At 65.0% G+C, this 13,388-nt stretch carries 17 protein-coding genes; 2 read left to right on the plus strand and 15 right to left on the minus strand.

Features of this window, described 5'->3' with window-relative positions; genetic code table 11:
* Positions 1–43: 43 nt before the first annotated feature.
* Genes J2X92_RS12755 through J2X92_RS12780 form a run of 6 tightly spaced genes read right to left on the minus strand, consistent with a single transcriptional unit; the run spans position 44 to position 3,238 of the window.
* Positions 44–403, minus strand: a complete 360-nt coding sequence (locus J2X92_RS12755; RefSeq protein WP_055803663.1) for a histidine triad nucleotide-binding protein — start codon at positions 401–403, stop codon at positions 44–46.
* A complete protein-coding gene (locus J2X92_RS12760; protein WP_307576167.1) occupies positions 393–782 on the minus strand; it encodes a DUF4870 family protein in 390 nt (129 codons plus the stop codon). Before J2X92_RS12760 ends, J2X92_RS12755 begins: the two co-directional genes overlap by 11 nt.
* An 11-nt stretch (positions 783–793) precedes the next feature.
* On the minus strand, positions 794–1,174 hold the full coding sequence (locus J2X92_RS12765; RefSeq protein ID WP_307576168.1) for a phosphoribosyl-ATP diphosphatase: 381 nt from the start codon (positions 1,172–1,174) through the stop codon (positions 794–796).
* Positions 1,171–1,560, minus strand: coding sequence for a phosphoribosyl-AMP cyclohydrolase (hisI, locus tag J2X92_RS12770; RefSeq protein ID WP_093019966.1), 390 nt, complete (start codon positions 1,558–1,560; stop codon positions 1,171–1,173). Before hisI ends, J2X92_RS12765 begins: the two co-directional genes overlap by 4 nt.
* Positions 1,561–1,591: 31 nt before the next feature.
* Complete coding sequence (gene hisF, locus J2X92_RS12775; RefSeq protein WP_307576169.1) at positions 1,592–2,377, minus strand: imidazole glycerol phosphate synthase subunit HisF; 786 nt, start codon at positions 2,375–2,377, stop codon at positions 1,592–1,594.
* A 24-nt stretch (positions 2,378–2,401) separates the two neighbouring features.
* Positions 2,402–3,238: a D-hexose-6-phosphate mutarotase gene (locus J2X92_RS12780; RefSeq protein WP_307576170.1), complete on the minus strand. Its 837-nt coding sequence runs from the start codon at positions 3,236–3,238 to the stop codon at positions 2,402–2,404.
* A gap of 188 nt (positions 3,239–3,426) precedes the next feature.
* Here J2X92_RS12780 and J2X92_RS12785 point away from each other — a divergent pair, with 188 nt between their 5' ends.
* Complete coding sequence (locus J2X92_RS12785; protein ID WP_307576172.1) at positions 3,427–4,734, plus strand: dicarboxylate/amino acid:cation symporter; 1,308 nt, start codon at positions 3,427–3,429, stop codon at positions 4,732–4,734.
* Between the two features lie 8 nt (positions 4,735–4,742).
* Positions 4,743–5,663 carry an amino acid ABC transporter substrate-binding protein gene (locus tag J2X92_RS12790; protein ID WP_307576173.1) on the plus strand — a complete coding sequence of 307 codons (921 nt, stop codon included), beginning with the start codon at positions 4,743–4,745 and terminating at the stop codon, positions 5,661–5,663.
* Between the two features lie 18 nt (positions 5,664–5,681).
* On the opposite strand, the gene hisA is transcribed toward J2X92_RS12790, so the two are convergent.
* The 9 genes from hisA to murA all read right to left on the minus strand — a co-directional run bounded on the left by hisA (position 5,682) and on the right by murA (position 13,388).
* On the minus strand, positions 5,682–6,425 hold the full coding sequence (hisA, locus tag J2X92_RS12795; RefSeq protein WP_307576175.1) for a 1-(5-phosphoribosyl)-5-[(5-phosphoribosylamino)methylideneamino]imidazole-4-carboxamide isomerase: 744 nt from the start codon (positions 6,423–6,425) through the stop codon (positions 5,682–5,684).
* 63 nt (positions 6,426–6,488) lie between these two features.
* On the minus strand, positions 6,489–7,145 hold the full coding sequence (gene hisH, locus J2X92_RS12800; protein WP_307576177.1) for an imidazole glycerol phosphate synthase subunit HisH: 657 nt from the start codon (positions 7,143–7,145) through the stop codon (positions 6,489–6,491).
* 19 nt (positions 7,146–7,164) lie between these two features.
* Positions 7,165–7,788, minus strand: coding sequence for an imidazoleglycerol-phosphate dehydratase HisB (hisB, locus tag J2X92_RS12805; protein WP_055803635.1), 624 nt, complete (start codon positions 7,786–7,788; stop codon positions 7,165–7,167).
* Positions 7,785–8,873 (minus strand): histidinol-phosphate transaminase, encoded by a 1,089-nt coding sequence (hisC, locus tag J2X92_RS12810; RefSeq protein ID WP_307576179.1) that lies wholly within the window; start codon positions 8,871–8,873, stop codon positions 7,785–7,787. Before hisC ends, hisB begins: the two co-directional genes overlap by 4 nt.
* Entirely contained in the window at positions 8,870–9,244 is a 375-nt protein-coding gene (locus tag J2X92_RS12815; RefSeq protein ID WP_307576181.1) for a hypothetical protein, read from the minus strand. Before J2X92_RS12815 ends, hisC begins: the two co-directional genes overlap by 4 nt.
* 4 nt (positions 9,245–9,248) lie before the next feature.
* On the minus strand, positions 9,249–10,073 hold the full coding sequence (locus J2X92_RS12820) for a hypothetical protein (protein WP_373424834.1): 825 nt from the start codon (positions 10,071–10,073) through the stop codon (positions 9,249–9,251).
* A gap of 37 nt (positions 10,074–10,110) precedes the next feature.
* Entirely contained in the window at positions 10,111–11,433 is a 1,323-nt protein-coding gene (hisD, locus tag J2X92_RS12825) for a histidinol dehydrogenase (protein ID WP_307576185.1), read from the minus strand.
* Positions 11,434–11,451: 18 nt separating this feature from the next.
* Positions 11,452–12,102 carry an ATP phosphoribosyltransferase gene (hisG, locus tag J2X92_RS12830; RefSeq protein ID WP_307576187.1) on the minus strand — a complete coding sequence of 217 codons (651 nt, stop codon included), beginning with the start codon at positions 12,100–12,102 and terminating at the stop codon, positions 11,452–11,454.
* Positions 12,099–13,388 carry a UDP-N-acetylglucosamine 1-carboxyvinyltransferase gene (gene murA / locus J2X92_RS12835; protein ID WP_307576189.1) on the minus strand — a complete coding sequence of 430 codons (1,290 nt, stop codon included), beginning with the start codon at positions 13,386–13,388 and terminating at the stop codon, positions 12,099–12,101. The genes hisG and murA overlap by 4 nt, the downstream gene beginning before the upstream one ends.

The raw sequence follows: 13,388 nt of genomic DNA on the forward strand, positions 1-13,388 counted from the left end.
GTCCGATTTTAGTCGGGCGGAATGTGACAGTTTGGCCTAATGTTCAGCCACGAAGCCAGGGCCGGGGACCGCCCATGACATGGACATGGAGATGGTGAACCTCCTGCCCGCCCTCGGCGCCGGTGTTGACCACCACGCGGTAGCCGCCGTCCGGATAGGGCCTGCAGCCCTGCTCCAGCGCGAGCTTGGGCGCCAGCGTCATGATCTTGCCCATCAGCGCGGCGTCTTCCGGGGTGAGTTGCGCCATCGAGGCGATGTGCCGCTTGGGCACCAGCATGAAATGGACCGGCGCCCAGGGCGCGATGTCGTGAAAACCGAACAGTTCGTCGTCTTCGTAGACCTTGCGCGAGGGGATCTTGCCTTCGATGATTTTGCAGAAGACGCAGTTCGGATCAGATGACATCTTGGGGTTCCATGGGGCGACTGTCTTTCATGCGGATCATGCCCTTCACGATCCGGTAGAGAAACCACAGCGAAATCAGGCTCCAGGCAATCCAGCCCGGCACGAGAAACAACAGCCAGAGCCACGAAGTGACCAGGTACAGCAGGCCTGCCCACAGCACCGAGCGGATGCGCCAGCTGAAGTGCGTGGCCTGCCACGTGCCGGCGGCATCGTCTCGTTTGACGAAGTCGATCACCAGCGCCACCAGCAAAAGGACCACCGAAGCCTGCGCCCCTGGCAGCACGGCGCCAATGGCCACGATCAGGTGCAGGATATAGCTGACCCAGCCCCAGGTCTTGAGGGAGTCGTCGGGTTCCACGTTCACGATGTCGTTGGCCATTGAATGTCCTTTCAATCGTTGGATGCTTCGCGGGCCTGCGCCTTGCGCAGGGCTTTTTCCTCGATGCCGCTGGTGCCTTCGCGACGCTCGAGCTCCGCGATCACCTCTGCCGGCGAGAAGCCGTAGTGGGCCAGCGCCACCATGGTGTGGAACCACAGATCGGCCACTTCGTTCACTATTTTCGTGCGGTCGCCGCCGTGGTCGGCGTCCTTCGCGGCCATCACGACCTCGGTGGCTTCCTCGCCGATCTTCTTGAGGAAGGCATCGGGGCCCTTGTGCAGCAGGCGCGCCACGTAGCTCTTTTCAGCATCGCCGCCGCGCGCGGGCAGGCGGCTTTCGATGACGGCGGCAAGGCGTGCGAGGGCGTCCGAAGTATTCACTGGTGCCGTCATTTGTAGATCGACTCCGGGTCTTTCAAGACCGGCTCGACCGCGGTCCATTGGCCGTTGTCGTACTTGCTGAAGAAGCAGCTGTGGCGGCCCGTGTGGCATGCAATGCCGGGCTCGTGGCCGAGTTGCGTGACCTTGAGCAGCACGACGTCGTTGTCGCAGTCGAGGCGGATCTCGTGCACCGTCTGCACGTGACCCGATTCCTCGCCCTTGAACCAGAGCTTGTTGCGCGAGCGGCTGAAATACACGGCGCGGCCCAGCTCGGCGGTCTTTTCGAGCGCCTCGCGGTTCATCCAGGCGAACATCAGGACGTCGTTGCTGCCCTGCTCCTGCGCGATCACCGGCACCAGGCCGTTCGCGTCCCACTTCACTTCATCGAGCCAATTCATCGCGATATTGTCGGGGATAGGCAAAGACCCCTCAGGAGTCGATTCGCACCGGGATTCCCCGCGCGGCCATGCGGGCTTTCGCCTCACCAACCGTGTGCTCGCCGTAGTGAAAGATGCTGGCAGCCAGCACCGCGTCGGCGCCGCCGGTCTGGATGCCGTCGGCCAGGTCGTCCAGGCTGCCGACGCCACCCGAGGCGATCACCGGCACGTTGACCGCATCGCTCACTGCGCGGGTGAGCGCCAGGTCGAACCCGCTCTTGGTGCCGTCGCGGTCCATGCTCGTGAGCAGGATTTCGCCGGCGCCGCGGCGCACCATCTCTGTCGCCCATTCGACGGCGTCCAGGCCGGTGTTCTTGCGGCCGCCATGGCTGTACACGTCCCAGCCGGCGCCACGCGTGGCGGCTTCTTCAGGGCTGCGGCGCTTGGCGTCGATGGCCACCACGATGCACTGCGAACCGTATTTCTGCGATGCGTCGTTGATCACCTTCGGATCGGCAATGGCCGCGGAGTTGAAGCTGGTCTTGTCTGCGCCGGCATTGAGCAGCCGGCGCACGTCGGCGACGGTGCGCACGCCGCCGCCCACCGTCAACGGAATGAAGACCTGCGACGCCACCGCCTCGATGATCGGCAGGATCAGGTCGCGTCCGTCGCTGGTGGCCGTGATGTCGAGAAAGGTGAGTTCGTCGGCGCCCTGCGCGTTGTAACGGGCCGCAATTTCGACCGGATCGCCGGCATCGCGCAGCTCGAGAAAATTGACGCCCTTGACGACGCGGCCGCCGGTGACGTCAAGACAGGGAATGATGCGTTTTGCGAGCATGGTCGGTGGTAAGGAAAAGTTCATTCAGAGAACGCGCAGCTGCTGCCAGCCCTGCCATTGGGCACCCGGCAGGAGCAGCACCTGCTCGTCGATGCGCGCGGCCTCTACGCACAGCATGTGCCGATATCCGTCTTCGGGCATGTCTGCGAGTTTCGCACCGAGCACCGCGCCGGGGTTCCACACCACGGTTTCGCTGCAGCTCGCACTTTGCGTGATTTCGAGTGTGCCGCTCGGCTGCACCAGGCGCATCGGCTTGGCGGGAGCGGCATAGACGCTGTCGAACTCGGCATCGAAGCGCAGTGCCGGCGCCGTCTCCACGTGCCGGTCGTCGCGCAGGGAATCCCAGCGGTTGGCACCCTGGAGGCCTTCCAGCCGCACTTCGGCGATATCGTCGACGCGCAGGTAGGTATGCAATGCCGCCGCAAAGCTGAACGGCGCATGATCCACATTGAGCAGCGTCAGCGTGGTGCGCAGCCGGCCGGGGCCCATGCCGACGTGCAAGCGCGCCTCGAAAGAGTGCGGCCAGAGCTTGCGGGTGGCCGGGTTGTCGCGCAGCCGCAGGACCAATTCGCCCGAGTTGGGGTCGACACCCCGGTTTTCCCAAGGCAAATTGCGCATGAATCCATGCTTGGGCAACATGCCGCGCTGGTTGAATTGAGGGCAGCAGATGGGCACGCCGCCGCGGATTGCAGCCTGCCCGTCGAACACCGCGCGAGGGCTCAGATAGAGGCGCTCCGCGCTGTCGGACGTGGTCCAGGAAAGCAGCTGCGCCCCGTGCAGCGACACGACAAAAGCACTTCCGTCAGCCCCGGCGGCACGAAGCGCGGGCTGGCCGCGAAAGTCGATCGAACTGATATCCATTGGAGAATTGTAGGCAGCGAAATCCCGTGGCACGGAATTGGCATTGGGCACTTAAGGCTTCATCGCGGCCGCGTCCTGCCGGTTGCAAGCAAGGGACCTTCTTGGATACCCTTCGCCTGCCGCACAAGAAGAGGCTGCCGGCCGACGCGCCCGCGCTCCCCAACCACACACACCTAAAAGGGACAAATATGCGAAAGAAAATGCCCGCCGCGGCCTGGATCCTGATTGCCATGGTGCTCGGCATTCTTGTCGGCTACATGATCTTCACGAGCTTTCCCGACAAGAAGGCGGCCGCGCAGATCGCGGGCTACGTGTCGATCATTTCGGACGTGTTCCTGCGCCTCATCAAGATGCTGATCGGCCCGCTGGTGTTCTCCACCCTGGTGGTGGGCATCGCGCACATGGGGGACGCCAAGTCGGTGGGCCGCGTGTTCGGCAAGTCGCTCGGCTGGTTCTTTACCGCTTCGCTGATCTCGCTGGTCATTGGCCTCGTGATGGCCAACGTTCTTAAGCCCGGCGAGAACCTGGGCCTGCCGCTGCCGGACATCGGCTCTTCGGCCAACCTTGCCACCGCCAAGTTCACGCTCAAGGACTTCGTGAGCCACATGGTGCCCAAGTCTTTTGCCGAAGCCATGGCCAACAACGAGATCCTCCAGATCGTGGTGTTCTCGATGTTCTTCGGCGTTGCGCTCGCTTCGCTCGGCGACAAGGCCAAGACGCTGGTGGCTGCCATCGACGAACTCTCTCACGCCATGCTCAAGATCACCGGCTACGTGATGAAGCTGGCCCCACTCGCGGTGATGGCCGCCATGGCGGCCACGGTCGCGGTCAACGGCCTGGGCATCCTGCTCAAGTTCGCCGTTTTCATGGGCGACTTCTACCTGGGCCTCTTCGTGCTGTGGGGCGTGCTGATCTTCGCGGGCTTTTCGTTCCTGGGCCCTCGGGTGTTCAAGCTGCTGGTGCTCATCAAGGAAGCCTTCCTGCTTTCGTTTGCCACCGCCAGCTCCGAAGCGGCGTACCCGAAGATCCTGCAGGCTCTCGACCGTTTTGGCGTGAAGCGCAAGATCTCGAGCTTCGTGATGCCGATGGGCTATTCGTTCAACCTGGACGGCTCCATGATGTACTGCACCTTTGCCGTGCTGTTCATCGCGCAGGCCTACAACATCCACATGCCGCTCAGCACGCAGATCACCATGCTGCTGATCCTGATGCTCACCTCCAAGGGCATGGCCGGCGTGCCGCGCGCTTCGCTGGTGGTAATCGCCGCCACGCTCAACCACTTCGACATTCCCGAGGCCGGCCTGCTGCTGATCCTTGGCGTCGACACCTTCCTGGACATGGGCCGCTCGGCCACCAATGCCGTGGGCAACTCCATTGCCACGGCCGTCGTGGCCAAGTGGGAGGGCGAACTGCTCTCCGAGAGCGATGCGGCATCGAACGCCAAGGCGCTCGACGCCGAGGCCGCGGCCACCCTCGCCCATCCAGCGCACGCGTGAGGCTCGCGATGAAAGCCAAGGCCACGCTGTCGGTTTTTTGGGCCGGCCTGCTGGCAGCCGCTGCGCTTGTTTCCGCTTTGCCTTCGCAGGCACAGCCGCAGGCCCCTGAAACTTTGACCGGCACTCTCGCCAAGGTGCGCGAGACCGGTGCCATCACCATCGGCTATCGAGAATCGTCGGTGCCGTTTTCCTTTCTCAACGCGCGCAAGGAACCCATCGGCTATTCGATCGAGCTCTGCCGCGCATTGGTCACGGCAATCGAAGACGCGGTGAACAAGAGCCTCACGATCAAGTGGACGCCCGTGACGTCCGATTCGCGCATCGACGCGGTCGAGAGCGGCGCGGTCGATCTCGAGTGCGGCTCGACCACCAACAACCTCGAGCGGCAGAAGCGCGTGAGTTTTTCGCCCACGATCTTCGTCTCGGGCACCAAGGTGCTGGTGAAGAAGGGTTCACCGATCAAGTCGTTCCGCGATTTGGCCGGCAAGCGGGTGGCGGTGACCGCCGGCACCACCAACGAGAAAACGCTGCGCGAGCTTTCGCAGAAGTTCAAGCTCGGCATCAACCTGCTGGTGGCGCGCGACCACGCCGATTCGTTCGGGCTCGTGAAGAGCGGCCAGGCCGACGCCTTTGCCACGGACGACGTGCTGCTTTACGGCCTCATCGCGCGGGATGCCGCCAAGGCCGAGTACGAGGTGGTCGGCGACTACCTCTCCTACGACCCCTACGGGATCATGTACCGCAAGGGCGATGCACAGCTGCGCAAGGTGATCAACGACAGCTTCCAGGTACTGGCCGAAGACGGCGAGATCGAGCGCCAGTACAAGCGCTGGTTTTTGCGCAAGCTGCCCACGGGGGAAAGCATCAACCTGCCGATGAGCGCTCAGCTGGAAGCGATCATTCAGACGATGGCGGTGAAGGCCGAGTAGCCTTCACCTCGCAAAACCTCAGGCGCCGGCGAGTTCGTCGGCGCGGGCCTGAGCGGCGGCGAAATCCAGGTCGCCCGAATAGATGGCCCGGCCGCAGATCACGCCTTCAACGCCTTCAGGCTCGACGGCGCAAAGCTGGTCGATGTCGGCCATGTTCGACAAGCCGCCCGAGGCGATCACCGGAATGCTCAGCGCCTGCGCGAGCTTCACCGTCGCATCGATGTTGATGCCCGACAGCATGCCGTCGCGGCCGATGTCGGTGTAGATGATCGATTCGACGCCGTAGTCTTCGAACTTCTTGCCCAGGTCGGCCACCTCGTGGCCCGTGAGCTTGCTCCATCCGTCGGTGGCGACCTTGCCGTCCTTGGCGTCCAGGCCCACGATGATGTGGCCGCCGAAGGCCACGCAGGCGTCTTTCAGAAAGCCCGGGTTCTTGACCGCGGCGGTTCCGATGATCACGTAGCGCAGGCCGTCGTCGATGTAGCGCTCGATGGTGTCCAGGTCGCGGATTCCGCCGCCCAGCTGCACCGGAATGTCGTCGCCCACCTCGCGCAGGATCGCCTTGATGGCCGCGTGGTTCTGCGGCTTGCCGGCGAACGCGCCATTCAGATCGACCAGGTGCAGCCGCCTCGCGCCGGCCTCGACCCACTTGCGGGCCATGGCGGCGGGGTCTTCGCTGAAGATGGTGGACTGGTCCATGTCGCCCTGTTTGAGGCGAACGCAGTGGCCGTCTTTGAGATCAATGGCGGGAATGAGGAGCATGGAAGTGACGCGAGTGTGCGGAATCCGGGCTGAGGAAGGGTCGGCCCGGGCAGAAATATAAGGTCAGGGATTCCAGTGGAGGAAATTTCGGTAGAGCTGCAACCCATGGTCCGCACTCTTCTCCGGGTGGAACTGGGTGGCAAAAATGTTATCGCGTGCAATGGCTGCGGTAAAGCTCGCGCCGTAATCTGCCTCGCCCACGCTGTGCCGGGCGTCCGCCGGCCGCGCATAGAAGCTGTGAACGAAGTAGAAATAGCTCATGTCCGGCACGCCCGCCCACACGGCATGCGGCTGGGCCTGGCGCACCTGGTTCCAGCCCATCTGCGGCACCTTGAAGCGACTGCCATCGGGTTGCAGCCGACCGGCCAGTTCGAACTTGACGACCTCGCCGGGGATGAGGCCCAGGCCGTCGGTCGGCCCCTCGTCGCTGCGCGACAGCAGCATCTGCATGCCCACGCACACGCCAAAGAGCGGCTTGTTCGCTGCGGCCTCGAGCACCGATTCCTGCAACCCAGAGTCGCGCAGTTCGCGCATGCAGTCGGGCATGGCGCCCTGCCCCGGCAGCACCACGCGCGTGGCCTTGCGCACCACTTCCGGGTCTGACGTGACGAAGACCTGCACGCCCACCTCATCGGCCGCGTGCTGCACAGCCTGCGAGACGGAGCGGAGATTGCCCATGCCGTAGTCGACGACCGCGACGGTATTTGCTACAGATTTCATAGCTGTTCGCTGGAGGAATTCAGAGCGAACCCTTGGTCGATGGAATGACGCCCACGGAGCGCGGGTCGAGTTCGAGCGCACCGCGCAGCGCGCGTGCAAAAGCCTTGAACACCGTTTCGCACTGGTGGTGCGCATTGACGCCCTTGAGGTTGTCGATGTGCAGCGTGACGAATGCGTGGTTGGCGAAGCCCTGGAAGAATTCGTAGGTGAGCTGGCTGTCGAAGGTGCCGATCATGCCGCTCGTGAACGGCACGTGCATCTCCAGGCCCGGTCGGCCCGAGAAATCGATGACGACGCGGCTCAGCGCCTCGTCGAGCGGCACGTAGGCATGGCCATAGCGGCGAATACCCTTCTTGTCGCCCACGGCCTTGGCAACCGCCTGGCCGAGCGTAATGCCAACGTCTTCCACGGTGTGGTGGCCGTCGATGTGCAGGTCGCCCTGGCAGTCGATCTCCAGGTCGATCAGTCCGTGGCGGGCGATCTGGTCGAGCATGTGGTCGAAAAAGCCAATGCCGGTGGAGAGCTTGGCGCGGCCCGTACCGTCGAGGTTGACGCTGACGGTGATCTTGGTTTCAGCGGTGTTGCGGGTGACCGACGCGGTGCGCGCAGCGGTGCCCGTTTCGGTGGTTTGGGGGGTGGTCATAGTGAGGCTTCGAGTGCCGCGAGCATCCGCGCATTCTCGTCGGTCGTTCCAACGGTGAGGCGCAGGCAATTTGCCAGCAGTTCATGCATTTTAGAAACGTTCTTCACCAGTATCCCGCGGCTCTTCATGCCCTCGAAGGTCTTGGCGGCATCGGGAACGCGCACCAGGATCATGTTGGCATCACTCGGCCACGCCTTCACACCGGCCAGGCGACCAAGGCCCATCAGGATGCGGTGGCGCTCCTCGCGGATCTGCTTGGCCTGGGCCTCGAACACCTCGGCGTGCTCCAGCGCAAACAGAGCGCATTCGCAGTTGAGGACGCTGATGTTGTAGGGCGGGCGCACCTTGTCGATTTCGGCGATCAGTGCCGCCGGCCCCATGAGGTAGCCGAGGCGGATGCCGGCCAGGCCGAACTTGCTGAGCGTGCGCATCAGCAGTACATGGCCGTGCCGTGCGATGCGGTCGACATAGCTCTTGGCGGCGAAGGGCTGGTAGGCCTCGTCGATCACCACCAGGCCGCCCTGCTCGGCCTGGGCCTGCACGATCTTCTCGATGGCAGCGTCGTCCCAGAGGTTGGCGGTGGGGTTGTTCGGATAGGCCAGGTAAACGATGGCCGGCTTCTCGCGCGCGATCGCGGCAAGCATGGCGTCCTCGTCGAGTTCAAAGTCGGCCGTGAGCGGCACGCCGACGAAGCGCAGGCCCTGCAGCTTGGCGCTCATGGCGTACATCACGAAGCCGGGCACGGGCGCGAGCACGGTGGCACCAGGCATGTCGCAAGCAATGGCCAGGAGCGAGATCAGCTCGTCGGAGCCGTTGCCCAGCATCAACGCAAAGCCTTCGGGCATGTGCGCGTGCGCGGCCAACACGCGCTTCAGATCGCTGCCCCGCTCACCGGGATAGCGATTGAGCGCCAGCGCGCCTAGCCGGGCGCCGAGCTCGGCCTGCAATGCGGGCGGCAGACCGAACGGGTTCTCCATGGCGTCTAGCTTGACGAAGCCGCGCGCGTCCTGCACCGAATAGGCATTCATGGACTGCACGTCGGAGCGGATGCGATCGATCGGGCGGGCGGTGGAAGAAGTTGTCATCGGGTGCAGCGGAAGCTGTTTTTAAGGGCGCCGGACATGACCAGTTGCACGGGCATGTCGGCTTCATAGCTGTCGGCGTTGCGCGTCAGCTCGGTTTGATAGAGGGAGCGCGCCATCGAGGGCTCCAGGCGCCGGCCTTCGATGCAGAAGACTGGCTTTTGGCCATTGCGCTGCGACGCTTCCACGCCTTCGCGCAAGCCTTCGAGCACGCCGACCAGGTAGTAGCTCGCGTACGCCTTGCCGTCCTTCTCGTTGGTTTCGAGCATGCGCAGTTCGCGGATGCTCATCGCCTGTGCACCGGCACCGGCCGCCAGTGCGAACAACAGCACCGGAAGGCGCAGCAGCAGCAGCAGGACGGCAGCACGGCTCATGGCGTCACTTGCGATAGCGCGGCGGCGGCGCGTACGAGGCGTCGGCCGGGAAGGCGTTGGGCTGCGGCGGCGTGGCGTCGCGGCGCGCGCGTCGCGGTGCCTCGGGCTGCTCGAGCTCGAACAATGCAGCGCCGATCACGCCGATGTTGCGCACGTCGCCGGCTTCGGTGTTCGCCGCATAGGCACGGCCCGGTGCGGCGAAGCGGAAGGCCGCGACTTCGCTCTGGCTCTTGCGGAAGCCTTCGATGTCCAGCACCTGCTGCGGACGCAGCACGTAGCCGCCATTGCGCAGGCTGCCGGGCTTGCCGTTCAGCACGTCGAGGCCGTCGACGGTGGCAATCACTTCGTAGCTTCGGTCGCTGAGGTTGCGAAAGCGCAGCGTGTAGCGCGCGCCTTCGATGCCGGCGAGGCGGAACATGTCGGCGCTGCGGCGTGCGCGCTGCAGCGGCAGGGGGCGGGCATTCTCGTCGAGCACCGACCATTCGACATCGCCTTGGGCCAGCAACAGGTTGAGCCGGCGCTCGGGGTTCTGGCCCGCGTCGCGGCGCACGGCGGATGCCTCGTTATAGCCAAGCGAGGCCACTTCGTCAGGCTGTGCGGACAGCCGTTTGGCGACGACCGAGCGGGTCTTCGACTCGATGCCCTCGCCCCACTGGGTGCCGAGCTGTGCCGGTGCGGGCGCGGCGGCGGCGCTGGGCGTTGCAGACAAGGCGGCCGACTCGTTGCGCGGCGCTTGCGGCATCTGGCTGCAGGCAGCGAGCAAGGCTGCGCCTGCAATGAGCCCTGTGGCGAATCTGAAAAAACGCGACCTATATAGACGGTGAATCATCTGACTGGCTCCTCCCCGAAGCGGTTTTTGTAAAGTCTCAGATCTTATGCAGGCGCATTCGCGCCGCTTCGGCGTGCGCCTGCAGGCCCTCGCCTTCGGCCAGCGTCACGGCGATGGGACCCAACACCTGCGCGCCAGCTTCGCTCACTTCGATGAGGCTCGAACGCTTCTGGAAGTCGTAGACGCCAAGCGGGCTCGAGAAGCGAGCCGTGCCGCTGGTCGGCAGCACGTGGTTCGGCCCCGCGCAGTAATCGCCAAGGCTTTCGCTGGTGAAGGCGCCGAGAAAGATCGCGCCTGCGTGGCGCAGCAACGGCTCCCATTGCTGCGGCGCGCTGCTGCTGACTTCGAGATGCTCGGGCGCGATGCGGTTGCTGATCTCGCAGGCTTCTTCCATGCTCTTCGTGTGGATCAACGCGCCGCGGCCGTTGAGCGAAGCCGCGATGATTTCAGCGCGCGGCATGGTGGGCAGCAGGCGATCGATCTCGGCCTGCACGCGATCGATATACGCCGCGTCGGGACACAGCAGGATGCTCTGCGCGAGCTCGTCGTGCTCGGCCTGGCTGAACAGGTCCATTGCCACCCACTCAGGCGGCGTGGTGCCGTCGGCCAGCACGAGGATTTCGCTCGGTCCCGCGATCATGTCGATGCCCACGGTGCCGAACACGCGGCGCTTGGCGGCGGCAACGTAGGCGTTGCCGGGGCCGGTGATCTTGTCGACCGCGGGGATGGTGGCAGTGCCGTAGGCCAGTGCGGCCACGGCCTGCGCGCCGCCGATGGTGAAGGCGCGGGTCACGCCGGCCACGTACGCGGCGGCGAGCACGAGCGGGTTCTTCTCCCCCTTGGGCGTGGGCACGACCATGATGATTTCGCCGACGCCGGCAACATGCGCCGGGATCGCGTTCATCAGCACGCTCGACGGGTAGGCCGCCTTGCCGCCGGGCACGTAGATGCCGACGCGGTCGAGAGGCGTGACCTTCTGGCCGAGCAGCGTGCCGTCGGCATCGCGGTAGCTCCAGCTCTCGCCGCTCGCCTTTTTCTGGGCCTCGTGATAGCTGCGCACTCGGCGGGCAGCGGATTCGAGCGCATCGCGCTGCGCAGCGGGAAGCGACTCGAAGGCTGCCTTCAGTTCGGCTTGCGTCAACTCCAGTTCAGGCAGCGTCTTCGCATCGAGCTTGTCGAAGCGGTTGGTGTACTCCAGCACTGCTTCGTCGCCGCGCTTCTGCGCATCGGCCAGGATGTCGGCCACCACCTTCTCGATGGCCGCATCCGCATCGGCGGACCAATGCAGCCGCGCCTTGAATTCAGCGTCGAAGCCGGCTGAAGCCGTGGAGAGGCGGATGGGTGCTGCTTTCAGTGTCATGGCGCTGCGGTGAAGAACTCAGGGCGTGGCTGCTGCGGGAATGGCGGAGGCGAAGGCGTCGATGATGCGTCGGATCGGCTCGCGCTTGAGCTTGAGCGCGGCCTGGTTGACCACGAGGCGCGCGCTGATGTCCATGATGCGCTCGACCTCGATCAGGTGATTTGCCCTGAGCGTATTGCCGGTCGAAACCAGGTCGACGATGGCGTCGGCCAGGCCCGTGAGCGGTGCGAGCTCCATGCTGCCGTAGAGCTTGATCAGGTCGACGTGTACGCCCTTGCTCGCAAAAAACTCGCGTGCCAGGCCCACGTACTTGGTGGCGACACGGAGGCGCGAGCCCTGCTTCACGGCCGACGCGTAGTCGTAGTCGGCACGCACGGCCACGCTGAGGCGGCAGGCCGCAATGCGCAGGTCGAGCGGCTGGTACAGGCCCTGGTTGCCGTGCTCGAGCAGCACGTCGGAGCCAGTCACGCCGAGGTCAGCGCCGCCGTACTGCACATAGGTGGGCACGTCGGAGGCGCGCACCAGCACCACGCGCACGTCAGCGCGCGTGGTGGCCAGAATCAACTTGCGCGATTTTTCGGGGTCTTCGGTGACCTCGATGCCGGCCGCGGCCAGCAGGGGCATCGTCTCTTCGAAGATGCGGCCCTTTGAGAGCGCCAGGGTAATCATGCGGCGGCTCCCGACACGCGCTCGATGTCGGCCCCGAGGCCGCGCAGCTTTGCTTCCATGCGGTCATAGCCGCGATCCAGGTGGTAGATGCGGTCGACAAGCGTCTCGCCATCGGCGACCAGCCCGGCGATCACCAGACTGGCCGACGCGCGCAGGTCGGTGGCCATCACGGTGGCGCCCGACAGTTGCCGAACGCCTTCGACCATCGCCACCTTGCCCTCGACGTGGATCGTCGCGCCCAGACGCACCATCTCGTTCACGTGCATGAAGCGGTTCTCGAAGATGGTTTCAGTCACCATGGAGGCCCCGCGCGCGATCACGTTCAGCGCCATGAACTGGGCCTGCATGTCGGTCGGGAAGCCCGGGTATTCGGTGGTGCTGAAGCTCTGCGCCTTGAGGTGCTCGCAAGCCGGCGCTTTGGAGGCAATGCGCACGCCACCCTCTTCCGGCGTGACGGTGCAGCCGGCGTCGCGCAGCTTGTCGATCACCGCGTCCATGTGGTTGGCGCGCGCGTGGCGCAGGAACACGTCGCCGCCCGTGGCCGCCACGGCACACAGGAAGGTGCCCGCCTCGATGCGGTCGGCCACCACGGCGTGTTCGCAGCCATGCAATTTTTCGACGCCCTGGATGCGGATGTGGCTGGTGCCGTGGCCTTCGATCTTCGCGCCCATGAGGATCAGCATTTCAGCCAGGTCGACGATCTCGGGTTCCTGCGCGGCGTTTTCGAGCAGCGTTTCGCCCTCGGCCAGCGCGGCGGCCATCAGGAAATTCTCGGTGCCGGTGACGGTGACCATGTCGGTCAGGATGCGCGCGCCCTTCAGCCGGGTGCGACCCGCCGGCAAGCTGGCGATCATGTAGCCGTGCTCGACCGCGATCTCTGCGCCCATGGCCTGCAAGCCCTTGATGTGCTGGTCGACCGGCCGCGAGCCGATGGCGCAGCCGCCCGGTAGCGACACCTTGGCGTGGCCGAAGCGCGCCAGCAGCGGACCAAGGGCCAGCACGGAGGCGCGCATGGTCTTCACCAACTCGTAGGGCGCTTCGGGGTTGGTAAGGTCGCCGGCATTGAGCCGCACGGTGCCATGGTGGTCGCGCTCGGCGGTCACGCCCATGTTGCGCACCAGCTTGAGCATGGTCGAGACGTCCTGCAGGCGCGGCACGTTGTGCAGCGTCACGGGCTGGTCGGTGAGCAGGGCTGCGCACAGCTCAGGCAGCGCGGCATTCTTGGCGCCGGAAATGAGTACCTCGCCGCGAAGCTGGCGCCCGCCGCGAATCAGAAGTTTGTCCAT

The organism is Variovorax paradoxus (genome assembly GCF_030811855.1).
GTDB classification, from domain to species: domain Bacteria; phylum Pseudomonadota; class Gammaproteobacteria; order Burkholderiales; family Burkholderiaceae_C; genus Variovorax; species Variovorax paradoxus_L.